The 14,568-nt window shown below is 41.5% G+C and carries 17 protein-coding genes; 12 read left to right on the top strand and 5 right to left on the bottom strand.

Annotated elements, in window-relative coordinates; all coding sequences use genetic code 11:
- Window positions 1–67 precede the first annotated feature (67 nt).
- On the bottom strand, window positions 68–388 hold the full coding sequence (locus SporoP17a_RS04990; RefSeq protein ID WP_083033205.1) for an ArsR/SmtB family transcription factor: 321 nt from the start codon (window positions 386–388) through the stop codon (window positions 68–70).
- A gap of 317 nt (window positions 389–705) precedes the next feature.
- On the opposite strand from SporoP17a_RS04990, the gene SporoP17a_RS04985 reads away from it, so the two are divergent.
- Genes SporoP17a_RS04985 through SporoP17a_RS04970 form a run of 4 tightly spaced genes read left to right on the top strand, consistent with a single transcriptional unit; the run spans window position 706 to window position 3,497 of the window.
- Window positions 706–1,263, top strand: a complete 558-nt coding sequence (locus SporoP17a_RS04985; protein ID WP_083033203.1) for a copper resistance CopC family protein — start codon at window positions 706–708, stop codon at window positions 1,261–1,263.
- Window positions 1,264–2,361 carry a copper resistance D family protein gene (locus SporoP17a_RS04980; RefSeq protein WP_083033200.1) on the top strand — a complete coding sequence of 366 codons (1,098 nt, stop codon included), beginning with the start codon at window positions 1,264–1,266 and terminating at the stop codon, window positions 2,359–2,361.
- Between the two features lie 21 nt (window positions 2,362–2,382).
- Window positions 2,383–3,057, top strand: coding sequence for a DsbA family protein (locus tag SporoP17a_RS04975; RefSeq protein WP_083033198.1), 675 nt, complete (start codon window positions 2,383–2,385; stop codon window positions 3,055–3,057).
- Window positions 3,057–3,497 (top strand): disulfide oxidoreductase, encoded by a 441-nt coding sequence (locus SporoP17a_RS04970; protein WP_083033195.1) that lies wholly within the window; start codon window positions 3,057–3,059, stop codon window positions 3,495–3,497. Before SporoP17a_RS04975 ends, SporoP17a_RS04970 begins: the two co-directional genes overlap by 1 nt.
- A 102-nt stretch (window positions 3,498–3,599) precedes the next feature.
- Here the strand turns inward: SporoP17a_RS04970 and SporoP17a_RS04965 are convergent, their stop codons facing one another.
- Window positions 3,600–4,661, bottom strand: coding sequence for a TDT family transporter (locus tag SporoP17a_RS04965; protein WP_083033192.1), 1,062 nt, complete (start codon window positions 4,659–4,661; stop codon window positions 3,600–3,602).
- Between the two features lie 246 nt (window positions 4,662–4,907).
- Between SporoP17a_RS04965 and SporoP17a_RS04960 the strand changes: the two genes are divergently transcribed.
- From SporoP17a_RS04960 to SporoP17a_RS04950, 4 genes are all read left to right on the top strand, one after another.
- Window positions 4,908–5,171: a hypothetical protein gene (locus tag SporoP17a_RS04960; RefSeq protein WP_083033189.1), complete on the top strand. Its 264-nt coding sequence runs from the start codon at window positions 4,908–4,910 to the stop codon at window positions 5,169–5,171.
- Window positions 5,172–5,464: 293 nt separating this feature from the next.
- Window positions 5,465–6,385, top strand: a complete 921-nt coding sequence (locus tag SporoP17a_RS04955) for a S66 peptidase family protein (protein ID WP_083033186.1) — start codon at window positions 5,465–5,467, stop codon at window positions 6,383–6,385.
- 143 nt (window positions 6,386–6,528) lie between these two features.
- Window positions 6,529–6,678 (top strand): hypothetical protein, encoded by a 150-nt coding sequence (locus SporoP17a_RS16855; RefSeq protein ID WP_167693382.1) that lies wholly within the window; start codon window positions 6,529–6,531, stop codon window positions 6,676–6,678.
- A 217-nt stretch (window positions 6,679–6,895) separates the two neighbouring features.
- Window positions 6,896–7,561, top strand: coding sequence for a hypothetical protein (locus tag SporoP17a_RS04950; protein WP_083033183.1), 666 nt, complete (start codon window positions 6,896–6,898; stop codon window positions 7,559–7,561).
- 148 nt (window positions 7,562–7,709) lie between these two features.
- On the opposite strand, the gene SporoP17a_RS04945 is transcribed toward SporoP17a_RS04950, so the two are convergent.
- Window positions 7,710–8,381: an SDR family NAD(P)-dependent oxidoreductase gene (locus tag SporoP17a_RS04945; RefSeq protein ID WP_237262418.1), complete on the bottom strand. Its 672-nt coding sequence runs from the start codon at window positions 8,379–8,381 to the stop codon at window positions 7,710–7,712.
- Between the two features lie 261 nt (window positions 8,382–8,642).
- Here SporoP17a_RS04945 and SporoP17a_RS04940 point away from each other — a divergent pair, with 261 nt between their 5' ends.
- The 4 genes from SporoP17a_RS04940 (at window position 8,643) to SporoP17a_RS04925 (ending at window position 13,482) form a co-directional block, all read left to right on the top strand.
- Entirely contained in the window at window positions 8,643–10,301 is a 1,659-nt protein-coding gene (locus SporoP17a_RS04940; protein ID WP_083033177.1) for an FAD-dependent oxidoreductase, read from the top strand.
- A 117-nt stretch (window positions 10,302–10,418) separates the two neighbouring features.
- Window positions 10,419–11,732, top strand: coding sequence for a short-chain fatty acid transporter (locus SporoP17a_RS04935; RefSeq protein WP_083033174.1), 1,314 nt, complete (start codon window positions 10,419–10,421; stop codon window positions 11,730–11,732).
- 150 nt (window positions 11,733–11,882) lie between these two features.
- The gene (locus SporoP17a_RS04930) at window positions 11,883–12,524 is read left to right on the top strand and encodes a metal-dependent hydrolase (protein WP_083033171.1); all 642 of its coding nucleotides are present in this window, start codon (window positions 11,883–11,885) and stop codon (window positions 12,522–12,524) included.
- A gap of 271 nt (window positions 12,525–12,795) precedes the next feature.
- Entirely contained in the window at window positions 12,796–13,482 is a 687-nt protein-coding gene (locus SporoP17a_RS04925; protein WP_083033168.1) for an Ltp family lipoprotein, read from the top strand.
- 170 nt (window positions 13,483–13,652) lie between these two features.
- On the opposite strand, the gene SporoP17a_RS16710 is transcribed toward SporoP17a_RS04925, so the two are convergent.
- On the bottom strand, window positions 13,653–13,829 hold the full coding sequence (locus SporoP17a_RS16710; RefSeq protein ID WP_156890523.1) for a hypothetical protein: 177 nt from the start codon (window positions 13,827–13,829) through the stop codon (window positions 13,653–13,655).
- Window positions 13,830–13,855: 26 nt separating this feature from the next.
- On the bottom strand, window positions 13,856–14,419 hold the full coding sequence (locus SporoP17a_RS04920) for a methyltransferase family protein (protein ID WP_083033165.1): 564 nt from the start codon (window positions 14,417–14,419) through the stop codon (window positions 13,856–13,858).
- Window positions 14,420–14,568: the final 149 nt, after the last annotated feature.

Genomic DNA, 14,568 nt, shown 5'->3' with positions numbered 1-14,568 from the left:
TTTGTTTCTCTAGATTTTCAGTTTCTACGTTGGTAGAACGGCATGTATTGCCCAATCTATCACGTCCTTAACTTATATGATTTTCACAGCAAGCGACATTGTTCTCAATTTGATTCAACACCTGATCAAATGTGTCTAGTAATTCTTTAATTTGTTGATTTCGTAGTCCATAGTAGACGTATTTACCTTCTTGTCTTCCTACAATAATTCCACAACCTCTTAGACAAGCTAAGTGTTGCGAGATATTGGACTGATTACCTTCTACACTTTCAACAATTTGTGAGACAGTCTTTTCCTCGTATTTGATGCATTCCAATATTTGCACCCTGGTTTTGTCGCCAAATGCACGCAAAAACTTCACTTTAAGTTCTAATTCTTCTTGTATCATATATATATCACTCCTTATATTAGACATGACTAATACGTTTTGTTATTATCATATTAGCAATGACTGATATGTGTGTCAAATGTATAGTGAATCCCCTATAAGGACGACTGTTGTTCAACACAAAATCTTGTTAGTACATAATGAAAAGGGTATTTTGGAGAGAAATTACAAGGTTTATATTGTTGTCATTTGTTTTGAAGAGTTGGAACCTATGCGCTTTCTTAAGAGTCAATAGGTAAAGAAGCGAACAGTAGATAGTACGCACCTTTTGAAATTAGGGTGGCTAGTACAATCGAAAGGAAGTGAAGGGGGAAGTGATGAGGAAAAATATTGTCATGATGACCATTTTGTTATTCATCATCTCAGCAAATACCGTATCCGCACATACTGGTCTAACTAGTGCTACCCCAGCTGATGGTGAAGTGGTTTTTGGAGAAATTCATGAAATGACATTGGATTTTAATACGAAAATCGAAGCCACAAGTACGGTGAAAGTTTTTAACGAAGCGAATGAGGAAGTAACCGTCAGTCATACCAGCGTGAATGATCATATTATGACAGCTGGTTTTTTATCTCCGTTAGATCCTAGTACATATACTGTGGACTGGAAGATTATCGGTGCGGATGGTCATCCGATACAAGGAACGTATTCATTCGTTGTTAATCAAGACGAATCAAAGGATCCAATCGCGTCAGAAGAAGCTCAAAAAACACCTGTTCAGCCCAGTGAAAAACAAGTAGAAGAAAAAGTGGAGCAGCCAGTGGAAGTTCAATCAAAAATAGCTTCGAATGATGTCCTAGTGATCATCTTGGTCGTTTTATTTACGATTGCTGGTGGATTTTTCGGCTGGATCATAGGAAGAAGGCAAACATAAATGATTTGGATATATATTTCAGAAAGTTTATTGTATCTATGTTTCTCCCTATTAATGGGCGCGTTTATCATTCAATTCATTCCAGAACGTTTGAAACCTGAAATCCGTATTTCGAAGAGGCTACTTCAGTTGGCCATACTAGGCGTCGTGTTCTTTTCCATTACCCCTCTGATTAAAGTCATTTTATTTCTTTATGAAGACATCGGTCTACTGTTGACGATGCAAAATGTGCTTACGGGGTTTGAAGTAGGAAAGGCATGGACAGTGACGATCATAGTTGCCGTATTCTTTTATTTGTTTGTCTCCTTGTTTTCAGTCTTGAATAGCAAAGTACTTTCTGGCATTTCATTGGCTTTCACTGTTGTCTTGCTCCTAGCACTAGGATGGGCAAGTCATGGAGCGTCGCTAACAGAATGGAGTGGATTCGTTGTTCACTCTTTGCACTTTCTAGCTGTGACGGTATGGATAGGGATCCTCTTGATCGTCGGTTGGTGTTCGAAAAACGCTGAGAATTGGCTTTCCTATTTACGCTGGTTTACGCCATTGGCCATCGCGTGTTTTCTTACGATTATAGGAACGGGTTTATTTCTCATGACATTGGTGATCGATGTAAATGAGTATAGCGATGCATGGATGCTACCTTATGGACAAGCTTTATTGGTGAAGCATTTGACTATCATTCCTGTTCTGTTTTTCGCTTGTATCAACGGGTTTTGGATTAAACGTAAACTGAAAAGAAACGAGCCAATGAATCCGATACCGTGGTTGAAGTTCGAAAGCGTGCTGCTATTCTTTACGTTCGTTTCGACAGGCGTCTTAGGGCAACAGGAACCACCACATAGTATCGAGACTACTCTCGCAGGTAGCGGTCCTTCGGCAAACTTTGAGTACTTTTATTCGGGGGTTATTGAACCTTCTATGAGTTGGCAATTTGGTTTTAACACAGTAAACATTCTATTTTTTACAGTAGCGATGATCTTCATGGGGCTGATCGTATTTAGCTTCAAGAAAAAGGCGCCCGCAATTGTCCCGTTTTTCATGGGGATATTCAGTGTCCTTTCGCTTTATTTTGGATTTATGTCTAGCATGCAATCATAACGATGAGAGAAGAGGTATTTGATGAAGCAGAATAAAAATTCAAATATGAAATTTGTAGTTATTTTAACACTATTGGCAGTCGCCATATTGGCGGCAGTCGTGGTATTCAGCAATAAAGAAGAATCCGCGCCAACGGATATAAAGAACATTGATATTACTGGGCAACCTACACTTGGGGATGAAGAGGCTCCTGTCACGATCGTGGAATTTGGAGATTTCAAATGTCCTGGATGTAAAGCATGGGGTGAAATGATTTATCCGAAATTAGTTACAGATTATATCGAAGCAGGTACAGTTCAATTTGCATTCGTGAATGTATTATTTCACGGTGAAGAATCGACGTTAGGGTCGATTGCCGCTGAATCCGTTTTGGAGCGTCACCCGAGTATGTATTGGGATTTCCATCACGCATTGTTTGATGCACAGCCAACTGAAAATCATGATGCGCTATGGATCACTCCTGATAAAGTTCTTGAAGTAGCGAGTAGCTTCCCTGAGATTGATCAGGCCCTATTAAAAGAAGACATGGAACAACAAGCGACTATGGACAGTGTTAAACACGATGAAGAGTTAGTAAGAGAAGTCGGTGTTTCCATGACTCCAACTATTGTCATAAACGGCAAAGTAATGGAGGATCCATTTGATTACGAAGCAATTAAGGCGGCAATCGAGCAAGCGGAGAAGGACGTGGACTGATGGAGTATAAAGAAAGTCAATCCAAGACACAGGTATACCTATTATATGTGGCATGGGTAGTTTCGCTAGTTGCTATGTTTGGGAGCCTATATTTCAGTGAAGTGAAAGGCTATATTCCATGTGAGTTATGTTGGTATCAACGCATACTTATGTATCCACTTACTTTACTATTGGGGATTGCAACTTTTCAGAATGACAATACGGTTAAGAAGTTCGTGCTTCCGCTAGCTCTTATTGGAGGAAGCATCTCCTTCATGCATTATTTAGAGCAGAAAATCCCCGGTTTTGGAGGAGTCAAACCGTGCGTAAGTGGAGTGCCTTGTAATGCCGAATACATCAATTGGTTTGGATTTGTCACGATCCCATTTTTGGCATTACTGGCCTTCATACTAATTGCTGTTTGTATGTTTTTTATTAAACCAAAGAAGTCCGTTGAATAAGGAATGTAGTGTTAAGGAGCCAAAGAGGTCGACTGTCGATCTTTGGCTTCTTTTTCTTAGGTACCAGGTCCCCACACAATTCAGAAACAATTCTGAATTGTGTTAGAGTTGTGTGGGGACCTGGTACTGTTTCAACATTTCCAAGCTCATCAACATAAGCTCAACAACGATTAATAGCACAATCACAGCCGGCAGGAAGAGTTGCAGAGGCTGTGCTAACACGTCGATCCAAGGATGCTGGCCGGTAGGAATTCGCTCGGTAAAGAAAAGGAACATGCCGAATGTAAAAACGCGAGCCCATTGCGTGGGTGAATAGACGAAGATGCCCTGATGCCAGCCGAGTTTTCGAATCCGTTGAACAGCCCATACGATCTCAATCATTTCGATGATCAGGAAGAAGACGAATGAAAGAATCCAAACGATGTACAGGAGGGAGATAGCTGCAGGATGAGCGAATGTAAGTGCCACGCCTGTAATGGATAAAGCCCCGTGTAGAATACAGTTCGTATTGATCCAGTTGACCGTCAAGTCTTTATCTGAAGCACTTACATAACGGAACACAATCAACAAAAAATTCAGTGCGTAAAATAGGGATCCCATAACGATCAGACTAGTAGCATAGACCGTCCACGCCGCACCATCAAAAACATGATAGCCCGAAATAACAATGGATTGAGTAGATACACATGTCAGTAGCAATCCGCCATGGATTTGATGTATATACTTTTTCAGATTGGTGAAAATGAACAAGTAATTTCTGATCACGAGTCCAATATAAATTAACCAAAACGTGAGATTGATATAAAATAGTATTTCCATTGAACTAGTTATATGATGATCCGTCAGCAAAATAAGTATGATCGAAACCGATGCGATCCAAGTGCCGATCGAAAAACTCGATATGGGATCTTGAACATGAAGCAAATAAAAATCTTTCTGGAGCACATCGAATAGATAATGAATCAATACCCAGAAAGCCCCGAGAATAATCACGTAAAACACAGCGCTAGTTGCAGAAGGAAAGTATACGGAAACGACGCTTTTCCATGCAATGCCCATCGACATAAGGGGGGCACCGGCCACTGTGGAAATCACTGGCTTATATCCAAGCTGTTTGACGATCATCGCCAGAATGAGAATCGTGATAAATAAAAAAATAAACATAGTCGTATCCCTCTACTTTGACGTTCTTTAGTTATGTAAATCATATCATATCAACGTGGGTGCGGTGCCGATACGGTGCCAGGTCCCCACACAAATCGGAAACAATTCTGAATTGATTTGGATTTGTGTGGGGACTTGTTATTGATTTCACCAGTTAATAAGTATAATATGTACTTCTGTACTTCTCTACATTACGGACGAAGTATGAATGCATTTCAAGAATAAATGGTTGAGTGGAGGGACTTTATGAATTATAGAATCAGTAACAAACAGGTATTTGAGCAAGCACAGTTGCGATCGGTTTCAGATGTGTCGTTTAGCGAAGAAGAACTACAAAATGGTATGCTGTTAGCGACGTCGAAGGAAGATTCTACATTGGCGCTGTATTTGGTAGAAGTAGACGGGCAAAAGAAATTTGAGGTTCGTTGGGATGATTCGCACGAGCTTTTTAGCGGCTGGAATTCGGCATGGGAAAATTTCACGTGGTGTCTAGATATCGTGAGTAAGTGACTTTATAAGTATTTGCGTACGAAACTACATATCGATATACTTTGGATAACAGACTCCGCTAGTTGAACTCAACTGGCGGAGTTTTTTGCGATTGTACGGTGCCAGGTCCCCACACAACTCGGAAACAATTCAGAATTGTGCTGGAATTGTGTGGGGACCTGGTACCGTTCCGCGCCGCGACGTCCCACGCCAGGCACCGCCCCACACCGAGTGCCCAAAAAAGACTCCTCAACATATGCTACTACGACAGAATATGTCTATGTTACCTTCAAGGGGAGAGGAGCGACTAGCTCATGGCTACGAAACCGCAGCGATTGAGAAAAGGCGATACAATAGGGATTGTAACGCTTGGAAGTCCGATGGCAGCTAATCGCATTACGGAAGGGATTCGGATGTTGCAAACGATGGGATACAAAGTCGTGGTAGGTGAACATGTGTATTCCGCGAACGGCTTTCTTGCGGCAACGCCTCGACAAAGGGCTTCGGATTTAATGAAGATGTTTAAAAATCCAGAAGTGAAATGGATTTTACCTACTCGCGGTGGCGTCGGGGTGGCAAGTATTTTACCATTCCTTGATTTTAACGTCATTAAGCAAAATCCAAAAATTATTTCAGGATATAGCGACATCACGGTGTTATTAAATGCGTTGTTTGAGTATGCCGATCTCATCGGCTTTCAAAGTTTGTTATTGTTAGATTTTATTCCAGAAACTCCCGCATATAATTTCAATAAATTCTTTGCGGCGACTTCGACCGTCACGGCACCTTGGCAAATTAAGAATCCGCCTGGGGTACCGCTTCACGGATTGGTTCCTGGTAATGTTACAGGCCCCATTGTTGGTGGAAATCTCACGTCATTCATGGGTACGTTAGGCACGTCTTATGAAATCAACACAGAGGGCAGGATATTTCTTTTGGAAGAGACACATGAACCGATTAATACGGTATATCGATACGTAAACCACTTAGTGATGGCAGGGAAATTTGATGATTGTGCAGGCATTATTATGGGGCAATGCACGAACTGTAGTTCCGCCTACGGGAAAAGTTACGTAGATTTGATCAATGATTTTCTAGTTCCACTCGGCAAACCGTTAATGACCAACTTAGCCACCGCACATGGTTTCTATAAGGCTACGATACCTATTGGGGCTAGTGTTCGTATGAATACGGCAAATCAAACGTTAACGGTGACGGAGCCTGTGGTAAAGTAGGTGCGAGGTCCATAGAAAAAATTACTGATAAACGTCAGATGTAGGGTATACTAATAAAGTAAGAAAATCTAGTTCAGTAAAAAACGGCGTACATGTGTTGAATAGATGGTCTTCCAAGATGACAGGGACAGTAGGTGAATACAATGGGGAAGTATCAATTGGATAGTAAAGGTAAGGCGTCTGTGGCAAAGTATCATGAAAAAAACAGGCCGGCCCAGTTTGATAAAAAGCAACAACTTGATAAAATACGTACCGCGTATTTGGAAAAAAAGAAAAAACAAGCGGATGCATAAGTGTCATCTGGTACTTGATTTTCATATCCAAACAGGAAAAACTCTCAGCATGTAGTGCGGAGAGTTTTTGTATTCCAGTCATTGCGATTTTTAACTAAATTTTTTCGTAATTAATCCAATTTGATATCGTAAATTAGTAATTGTTGATATGATTAAGGTATATTCTGCATGAAAAGGCAGTAGACTGCAGAAAATACTTAACAAGGTGTGAATTGTATTGAATCTTTTAAATGTAAGAAAAGGCCAATTCGTTTATTATCAAAATAAGCTGCATAAAGTCTATTCTGTAAAAGCCTTTTTTAAGCAGTCGGTTCATTTGATCCGGCTCGAAGACTTTGAACAACAGTTGGCAACAGCTAAAGAAATCAATTTGTATAAACCAAAACATTTAGACAGTTTTGTCGTGAATCACAAACGATATACTTTGCATAAAGATGAGAAAGCTAAAGTAGGCGATTATATATTAATCATCAATCCGCAGCCAGATTCTTTAGATCATCACCATCTACATGCGATTGAAATGGTGTCTTCCATTGAACGTCATGGCGTTATCAGTAATAAATCCAATGGTATTAAACATAACGAGTATTGGGTGATGATGCCAGGGCTTCAAGACGGTGCAAATATTATTGATTTGGAAATTCCAGATGCTGATTATATTACGGAACAAGTAGAAGAAAAGTCGAAGGTCATTGTGCCTGAAGCGCATCAACCTAAAATAGGTGAAGTGTACCAATGCAACACAAAAAAACCGATTCTACAGGCGATGGTTGTGGCGATCCAAGGAGAGACGGTTTATTTAGGCGGGAATATCGAAGTGAATATGAATGAGTTGAATGACGGTGAATCGTGGAGCTTAGTTCATGGGAAGATGCTTCCGTGAGTTGGGTACCCCCTAGAGACCATTCATGAATGTATGGGGAATAGGTAGGCGACAGGTTTCAACTTGCTTGAGAATATAACTGTATATCCTTGTAAATACTGAAAAGAGTGGATTGGGCTTTATGCCTGATCCACTCTTTTTACATACATCATTGTTGCATTTTACCCGCAGTATATCCGCCATCCACCGCAAGTGTGACACCGCTAATTGATTTTGCGAGGTCTGAGCATAGGAATACCACAGCGTTCGCTTGTTCTTCTGCGGTAGACATTCTTCCGGCTGGAAGGGAAGCCAGTACGCCTTGGTATTGTTCTGGCGAAGTTTTGGACCAGCTTTCAATAGCCGGTGTAATCGTTGCACCTGGCGCAATAGAATTGATCGTAATACCTTGTTGGCCGTATTCTAATGCTACCGATTTCGTAAGGCCTGCAATGGCATGTTTAGATGCCGTATACGGCGCCATGTTTGGTGAGCCTTCAATACCTGCACCCGATGCTGTATTGACGATTGCACCGCCGCCTGTTTTGAGCATAGCGTTTACTTCATGCTTGATGCAGTAAAACGTGCCGTACAGATTGACTTTAAGCGTAATATCCCAGTCTTTCGAATCCATTTCTCCAATTGGCTTTAACCCTTTGTTGATGCCTGCATTGTTATGTGCAAAGTCTAGCTTGCCAAATGTTTCAACTGTTTTATTCACCAGTCCGATTACTTGCTCTTCATCACTTACGTCACATTTGAAAAAGGCTGCTTCCCCTCCAAAATCTTGTATCAATTGCACGGTTTCTTGCCCTGCTTCCTCACTGACGTCAGAGATCATCACCTTTGTGCCCGCTTTTGAACGGTACCAGGTCCCCACACAATTTAGAAACAATTTAACATGTACTTCTTCATACCAAGTTGGGTGCGTTTCATCTGCGCGATTAAGGGAATAGTATATTTTTTACAAGTGTTACAAAATAATACGTTAAGTATATGCATATAATTTACATACAGGCTGAGGGCAACCAGCTTCTACTAGGCTATTGAACTGGCGGCGTTGCCTATATAAGCGCTGGTAATTAAAAAAGGAGGCATTTTGATGGAGTGGGATTATGAATATGATGTCATTGTAGTCGGTTCAGGAGCATCGGGATTTTCGGCAGCGATCACGGGAAAGAAGGAAGGCTTGAAGACGGTTCTAATTGAAAAGGAGAAAGTATTCGGAGGAGCGTCAGCACTTTCAGGGGGCGGCGTATGGATTCCGAACAATCGCTATTTAGTCGAAGGGGGAGTACAGGACAGTTTTCAAGAGGCCAAGACGTATTTGGATGCTACGGTCGGTGACAAAACTTCGGATGAGATGAAAGAGACTTATTTGAAGAAAGGGATCGACATGATGGATTATCTCCATGAAACGTCCGAGTATATGCGGTTTACGTATGCCAAAGACTACTCAGACTATTATCCTCACTTGGCAGGTGGAAAAGGTGAAGGACGTTCGATCGAGCCGACGGTTTTTAATCTAAACAAGCTCGGCAGTTGGAGAGCGCGGATGAAGCCCCCTGCGATGGATACGAAAGGATTCGTTATGACAGGCCAGGATTTCCGTCATATTAATATGATTACTAGAACGTGGACGGGAAAGAAGAGAAGCTTGACGCTCGGTTGGCGTTTGGTCAAGCACTTGGTTTTGAGAGCCAATTATTCGGCTTTAGGCCAGGCATTGATCGGTAGGCTTGCGATGACATATAAAGAGCTGGGCGGTGAGCTATGGCTAGACAGTCCGTTCGTTGATTTCATTATTGAAGACGATTCAATTGTCGGTATCAAGGTTATGAAAAACGGTGAAGAAACGCGTGTGAAGGCATCGAAGGGAGTCATTTTTGCTTCGGGTGGATTCTCCCAGAAACAGTCGTATCGTGAGAAGTATCTCCCAGCACCGACGAATAAAAATTGGACATCCTCTCCGCAAGGGCAAACAGGCGATTTATTGGAACCTGCACAAGAGCTTGGTGCGAAACTTGGCTTCATGGATAAGGTTTGGGGCGCGCCGTCCATCATTGACCATACAGGAATGCCATTTTTCTTAGTGGCGGACCGGGCTATTCCGTCTATGATTATTACAGATCAAGATGGCAACCGTTATATCAATGAGCCGACGCCATACCACGAATTTGTGGATACGATGTATGCACATCATAACAAGACAGGCGGCAAGGCCATCCATTCATGGATTATCCTAGATCATAAAGCAAAGAAACGTCATCTCTTCGCTGGGTTGTTCCCCGGACAAGATTTCCCTAAAGAATATTATGAACATAGTGTAGTTTTAAAAAATGAAACGATTGCAGGATTGGAAGAGCAATTGGCGATGCCAAAAGGGAATCTGGTGAAGACGGTTGAACGGTTCAATGGATTTGCGAAGACTGGAAAGGATTTGGATTTCCATCGAGGCGAAACTACGCATGATCAGTATTACGGCGACCCGACATTGAAAAACCCCAACCTCGATGCGCTCAATAAAGGACCTTTTTACGCATTGAAGATTTATCCGGGAGATATTGGAACGAAAGGCGGCGTCGTCATTGATACGCATGCCCGCGTACTGAAAGAGGATGGTACGCCAATAAAAGGGCTGTATGCGTGTGGCAACTGTTCAGCTGCCGTCATGGGTGAATCGTATCCAGGACCTGGCGCGACAATTGGACCTGGCATGACATTCGGTCATATCGCAGCTCTTCATTGCAAAGAGAACTAGAAGTATAGATTGATACTTTTATGTGTTAATGGGAAATATTCGTGAAAGACCAAGACTTTATCTGAAGAGTTAACTAAGTAGTCTATATAGTGATGGAGAAATATAGGGGGATATACTATGAAGCTATTAACTAGATGGTCCAACACGTTAATGGAACGATATTTACCAGATCCATATATTTTCGTGGCTATTTTAACATTGGTTGTCTTCGGACTCGGTCTAGGATTCACGGATTCCGGTCCGCTCGACATGGTCGTGCATTGGGGAGATGGCTTCTGGGGCCTTTTATCCTTTGCGATGCAAATGGTTATTGTGCTAGTCGCGGGTTATGTTTTAGCAATTAGCCCTGTATTCAAGAAATTATTAAGCACGCTTGCAAGTATCGCCAAATCACCTGGTTCCGCCATTATACTCGTTTCCGTTGTGGCATTGATTGCTTGTTGGATTAACTGGGGGTTCGGTCTTGTTATTGGGGCTCTTTTTGCAAAAGAAATCGCAAAGAAAGTAACGAATGTGGACTACCGCCTATTAATTGCTAGTGCTTATTCGGGTATGATTATTTGGCATGGTGGTCTAGGTGGTTCCATTCCGCTGTCGATTGCGACTGAAGATCATCCATTCGCTGATATAATGGGTGTTGTTCATACATCTGAAACGATATTCTCCACGTACAATCTACTCATTGTCGTGGCGCTTCTCATTATCATTCCGATTTTGAATCGTTTCATGATGCCAAAATCTGAAGATACCGTTACGGTGGATCCGAAACTATTAGAAGAGCCTATCGAAGTGGAGAAAGATACAGATTACACGCCGGCTAGCAAACTTGAAAACAGTGTCATGATTTCCATGCTCATTGGTGCGCTTGGTGTCATTTATCTCGTCCAGCATTTCATTACGAAAGGGTTCGATTTAAACTTAAATATAGTGAATTTTATCTTCTTGATCCTTGGCGTTATTTTTCATGGTACACCGAAACGTTTTCTTGCGGCTGTTACGACTGCGGTGAAAACAGCGGGTGGCATCATCATTCAATTCCCGTTCTACGCAGGGATTATGGGCATGATGGTGGCTTCAGGATTAGCTGGTGTCATGTCCGAATGGTTTGTTTCCATTTCGACAGAAAGCACGTTTCCGTTGTTCACTTTCTTTGCAGCAGGCCTGGTGAACTTTTTCGTACCGTCCGGTGGCGGCCAGTGGGCAGTGCAAGCGCCTATTATGTTGGATGCGGCGCAGACACTCGGCGTGAGCTATTCGAAGACCGCTATGGCGATTGCATGGGGCGACGCCTGGACGAATATGATCCAGCCGTTCTGGGCTTTGCCGGCACTTGCGATCGCAGGACTTCGTGCAAAAGATATTATGGGCTTTTGCATTTTCGTCCTTGTAGTGAGCGGAGCTATTATTAGTATTGGTTTATATTTCTTTTAAGTGGATTTGAAACGACCGCGGTTATTCTCGGTCGTTTTTTGGCGTAACGGAATGTTTCCTATTTCATTCAGCAATCGGTATACTAGAAACGACGGAACGAATGTACGTTCTTCATTCGACCGTACACTATACAGCTAGAGAGGTTTACATATGAAAGGCACTTCACATCTATTGATCGGTACAGCAGTCGGGGCCGTTGCGGGATACGCTGTGCAGCCTGATATCAAGACGGCGTTGATTGGCGCAGCGGTCGGTGGAATATCGGGCGTAGTTCCGGATCTTGACACAAACGGGCTCGCGAGCAACAGTATCACACTGAGTAAGAAAGTTAGCAAATGGCTGATGGAGACCGCTGGCATCGTGATTTTACTGACGCTCATCTTTCAAGTATTTACAGAGGGACTGAGCCAAGATATTTATGTGTATGGCGGTATCGGTCTCCTGCTACTTATTGTTTCACGGATCATCACACAACGACGGATGCTCACGATTACCGGTATTCTCGTCATGCTTCTCGGCTTTGTTCTTGACCAGTCGCTAGGCATTTTACTCGTTGGTAGTTATATAATCATTGCGTCGTTCTTGCCGCATAGGTCGTATACGCATTCTATTATGGGGATGGTGTTCTATGCGTATATTTTGAAGAACTTGTATGCAGAGTGGCCGATTGACGGTTTGGTTGCTGCGGGAATTGCGGGATATGTTAGTCATTTGCTTGCGGATATGAAGGTTCTTCCCGTTAATCGGCGGGGAGTTAAATGGTTTATGCCTTTGTGGAATCGGGAGTTTTAGGGTGTGACACGGTTTGTTTTGGTACCAGGTCCCGACACAATTCAAAAACAATTCGGAATTGTGTCTGGGGTGGGTATGTAAAACTATTGAATACTAGATGGTAATAGGCATCAGATTCTCGACAATGCTAAATTGTTTGAGGATCTGGTGCTTTTTTATTCAGAGTAGTACCGGAAATTGATACTTACAATTAAATTAATATACTTTGAAACTTTTTTGAGCATTTGCCGTCTATACGGCGAAATCGAGATCATTGAATGGGGGAATGGAAATGGAAGAAAATCAAAAAAAGAAAAAGCCATTTTATAAAAAGTGGTGGGTTTGGTTGATCGCAATTGTCATTATTCTATCTGCTGTCAACAGTAGCGATGAGGACAATGAGGTGGCAGGCCAAGAGGAGACTAAGCCGGTTGCTTCTGAGCCAGTACAGGATGATCTGAAAAAGGAAGAGACAGAAACTTTTGAACCAGTAGAAGAAGAGAAGCCGGTAGAGGATGATGTTCCGAGTGAACATAAATCCGCTTTGAAAAAGGCAGAAACGTATGCTAAAACGATGAATATGTCTAAACAAGCTATATCTGAACAATTAACTTCAGAATATGGAGAAAAGTTCTCAGCTGAAGCAGCAGAATATGCAATGAGCCGTCTTGAGTTTGATTGGAAGGCAAATGCTTTGAAAAAGGCTGAAACCTATTCAGACACTATGCATATGTCAAAACAAGGCATACATGAACAACTCACTTCTGAAAATGGAGAAAAGTTTACTGACGAAGAAGCCCAGTACGCAATGGAAAATCTACAAGCTGATTATAATGAAAATGCCCTAGCAAAAGCGAAGACGTATCAAGAAACGATGAGTATGTCACCTGAAGGAATAAGAGATCAGTTGACTTCTTCATACGGTGAAAAGTTTACACAAGAAGAAGCTAATTATGCTATTGAGAATTTAGATAAGTAGAAAGTAACTATATATTGATTGAAATTTTTCCTGAGGTACCAGGTTCCGATACAATTTAGAATTGTATCGGAACCTGGTACCTCATTTATTATTTTTCCTTTGAATTAGCTTCAACGCAAGCCAGCAACGGATTTTTTAAAAAGACACATATTACGACAACATACACCTATTTATTTCTCATGATCTCTTTTGTCAAACTTTGTGGAAAACGTAGTCAACAACACGATGAAAACAGGTAATAGACTCCATAAAAAGAAACCCCATTGCTGTGTAAGTAGAGATAATACTAAGAAGAAACCAAGTGCGACAATTGAAATATATACAGTGCGTTTCTGATATTTTTTCATTTTGCACGCTCCTTTTTTGATACTAGTTATATGTATCGGCGAACATTTTGGCAGTATTGTACGTACTCTTCCCCATAAATTTTTACTAACGATTGTTCTTCGAGTCGTACTTGTCGATTAAATAACCAAAAAGCTAAAATTAAATATACTAATAGGATCCAATTGGGATAAATGAGGAATTCACCGCATAAGACCATCCCAAAAGCAGTATATATCGGATTTCGACTGATGGAAAAAGCACCGGTAGTAATCAATGTGCCTGGGTACTCTTCATCAATGCCTACCCTAAAGCTTTTCCCAAATGAAATTAAGCTGTAAAGGAATAGCAAAAGCCCAGCGAAGCAAAAGGCGACACCAATCCAACCCACAATGCCATTGGTAAAAAGTTCTTTCCCCAGCCTTGGTAAATTGAAAGCGTTTGAAGTGATTAGATATAACAACAGCAACGCAAAGGGCGGTATAATGAAATCTTTTTTGTCCATGTGACCAAATTTAAATACATTAATGCCGAATTTCTTTAATTGAATCGACCGAATAATTACTAGTATGATTAATAGTGTAATGGTTGTAACAGCAATATATCCCTGCATCAAGACCCCCCTCTAATTTACTGTTTTTCTATATTCATCTTATCACAAATATCACAGTAAAATACTGTGTTTATAGACTACTCTGACAATTAGAGTTACCACTCCAATTGTATTACATAGTACGGAAATATAGAATCCTAAAGGATGAA

Source organism: Sporosarcina ureae, from assembly GCF_002082015.1.
Taxonomy (GTDB): domain Bacteria; phylum Bacillota; class Bacilli; order Bacillales_A; family Planococcaceae; genus Sporosarcina; species Sporosarcina ureae_A.
This window is presented reverse-complemented; position numbering and strand designations above follow the sequence as displayed.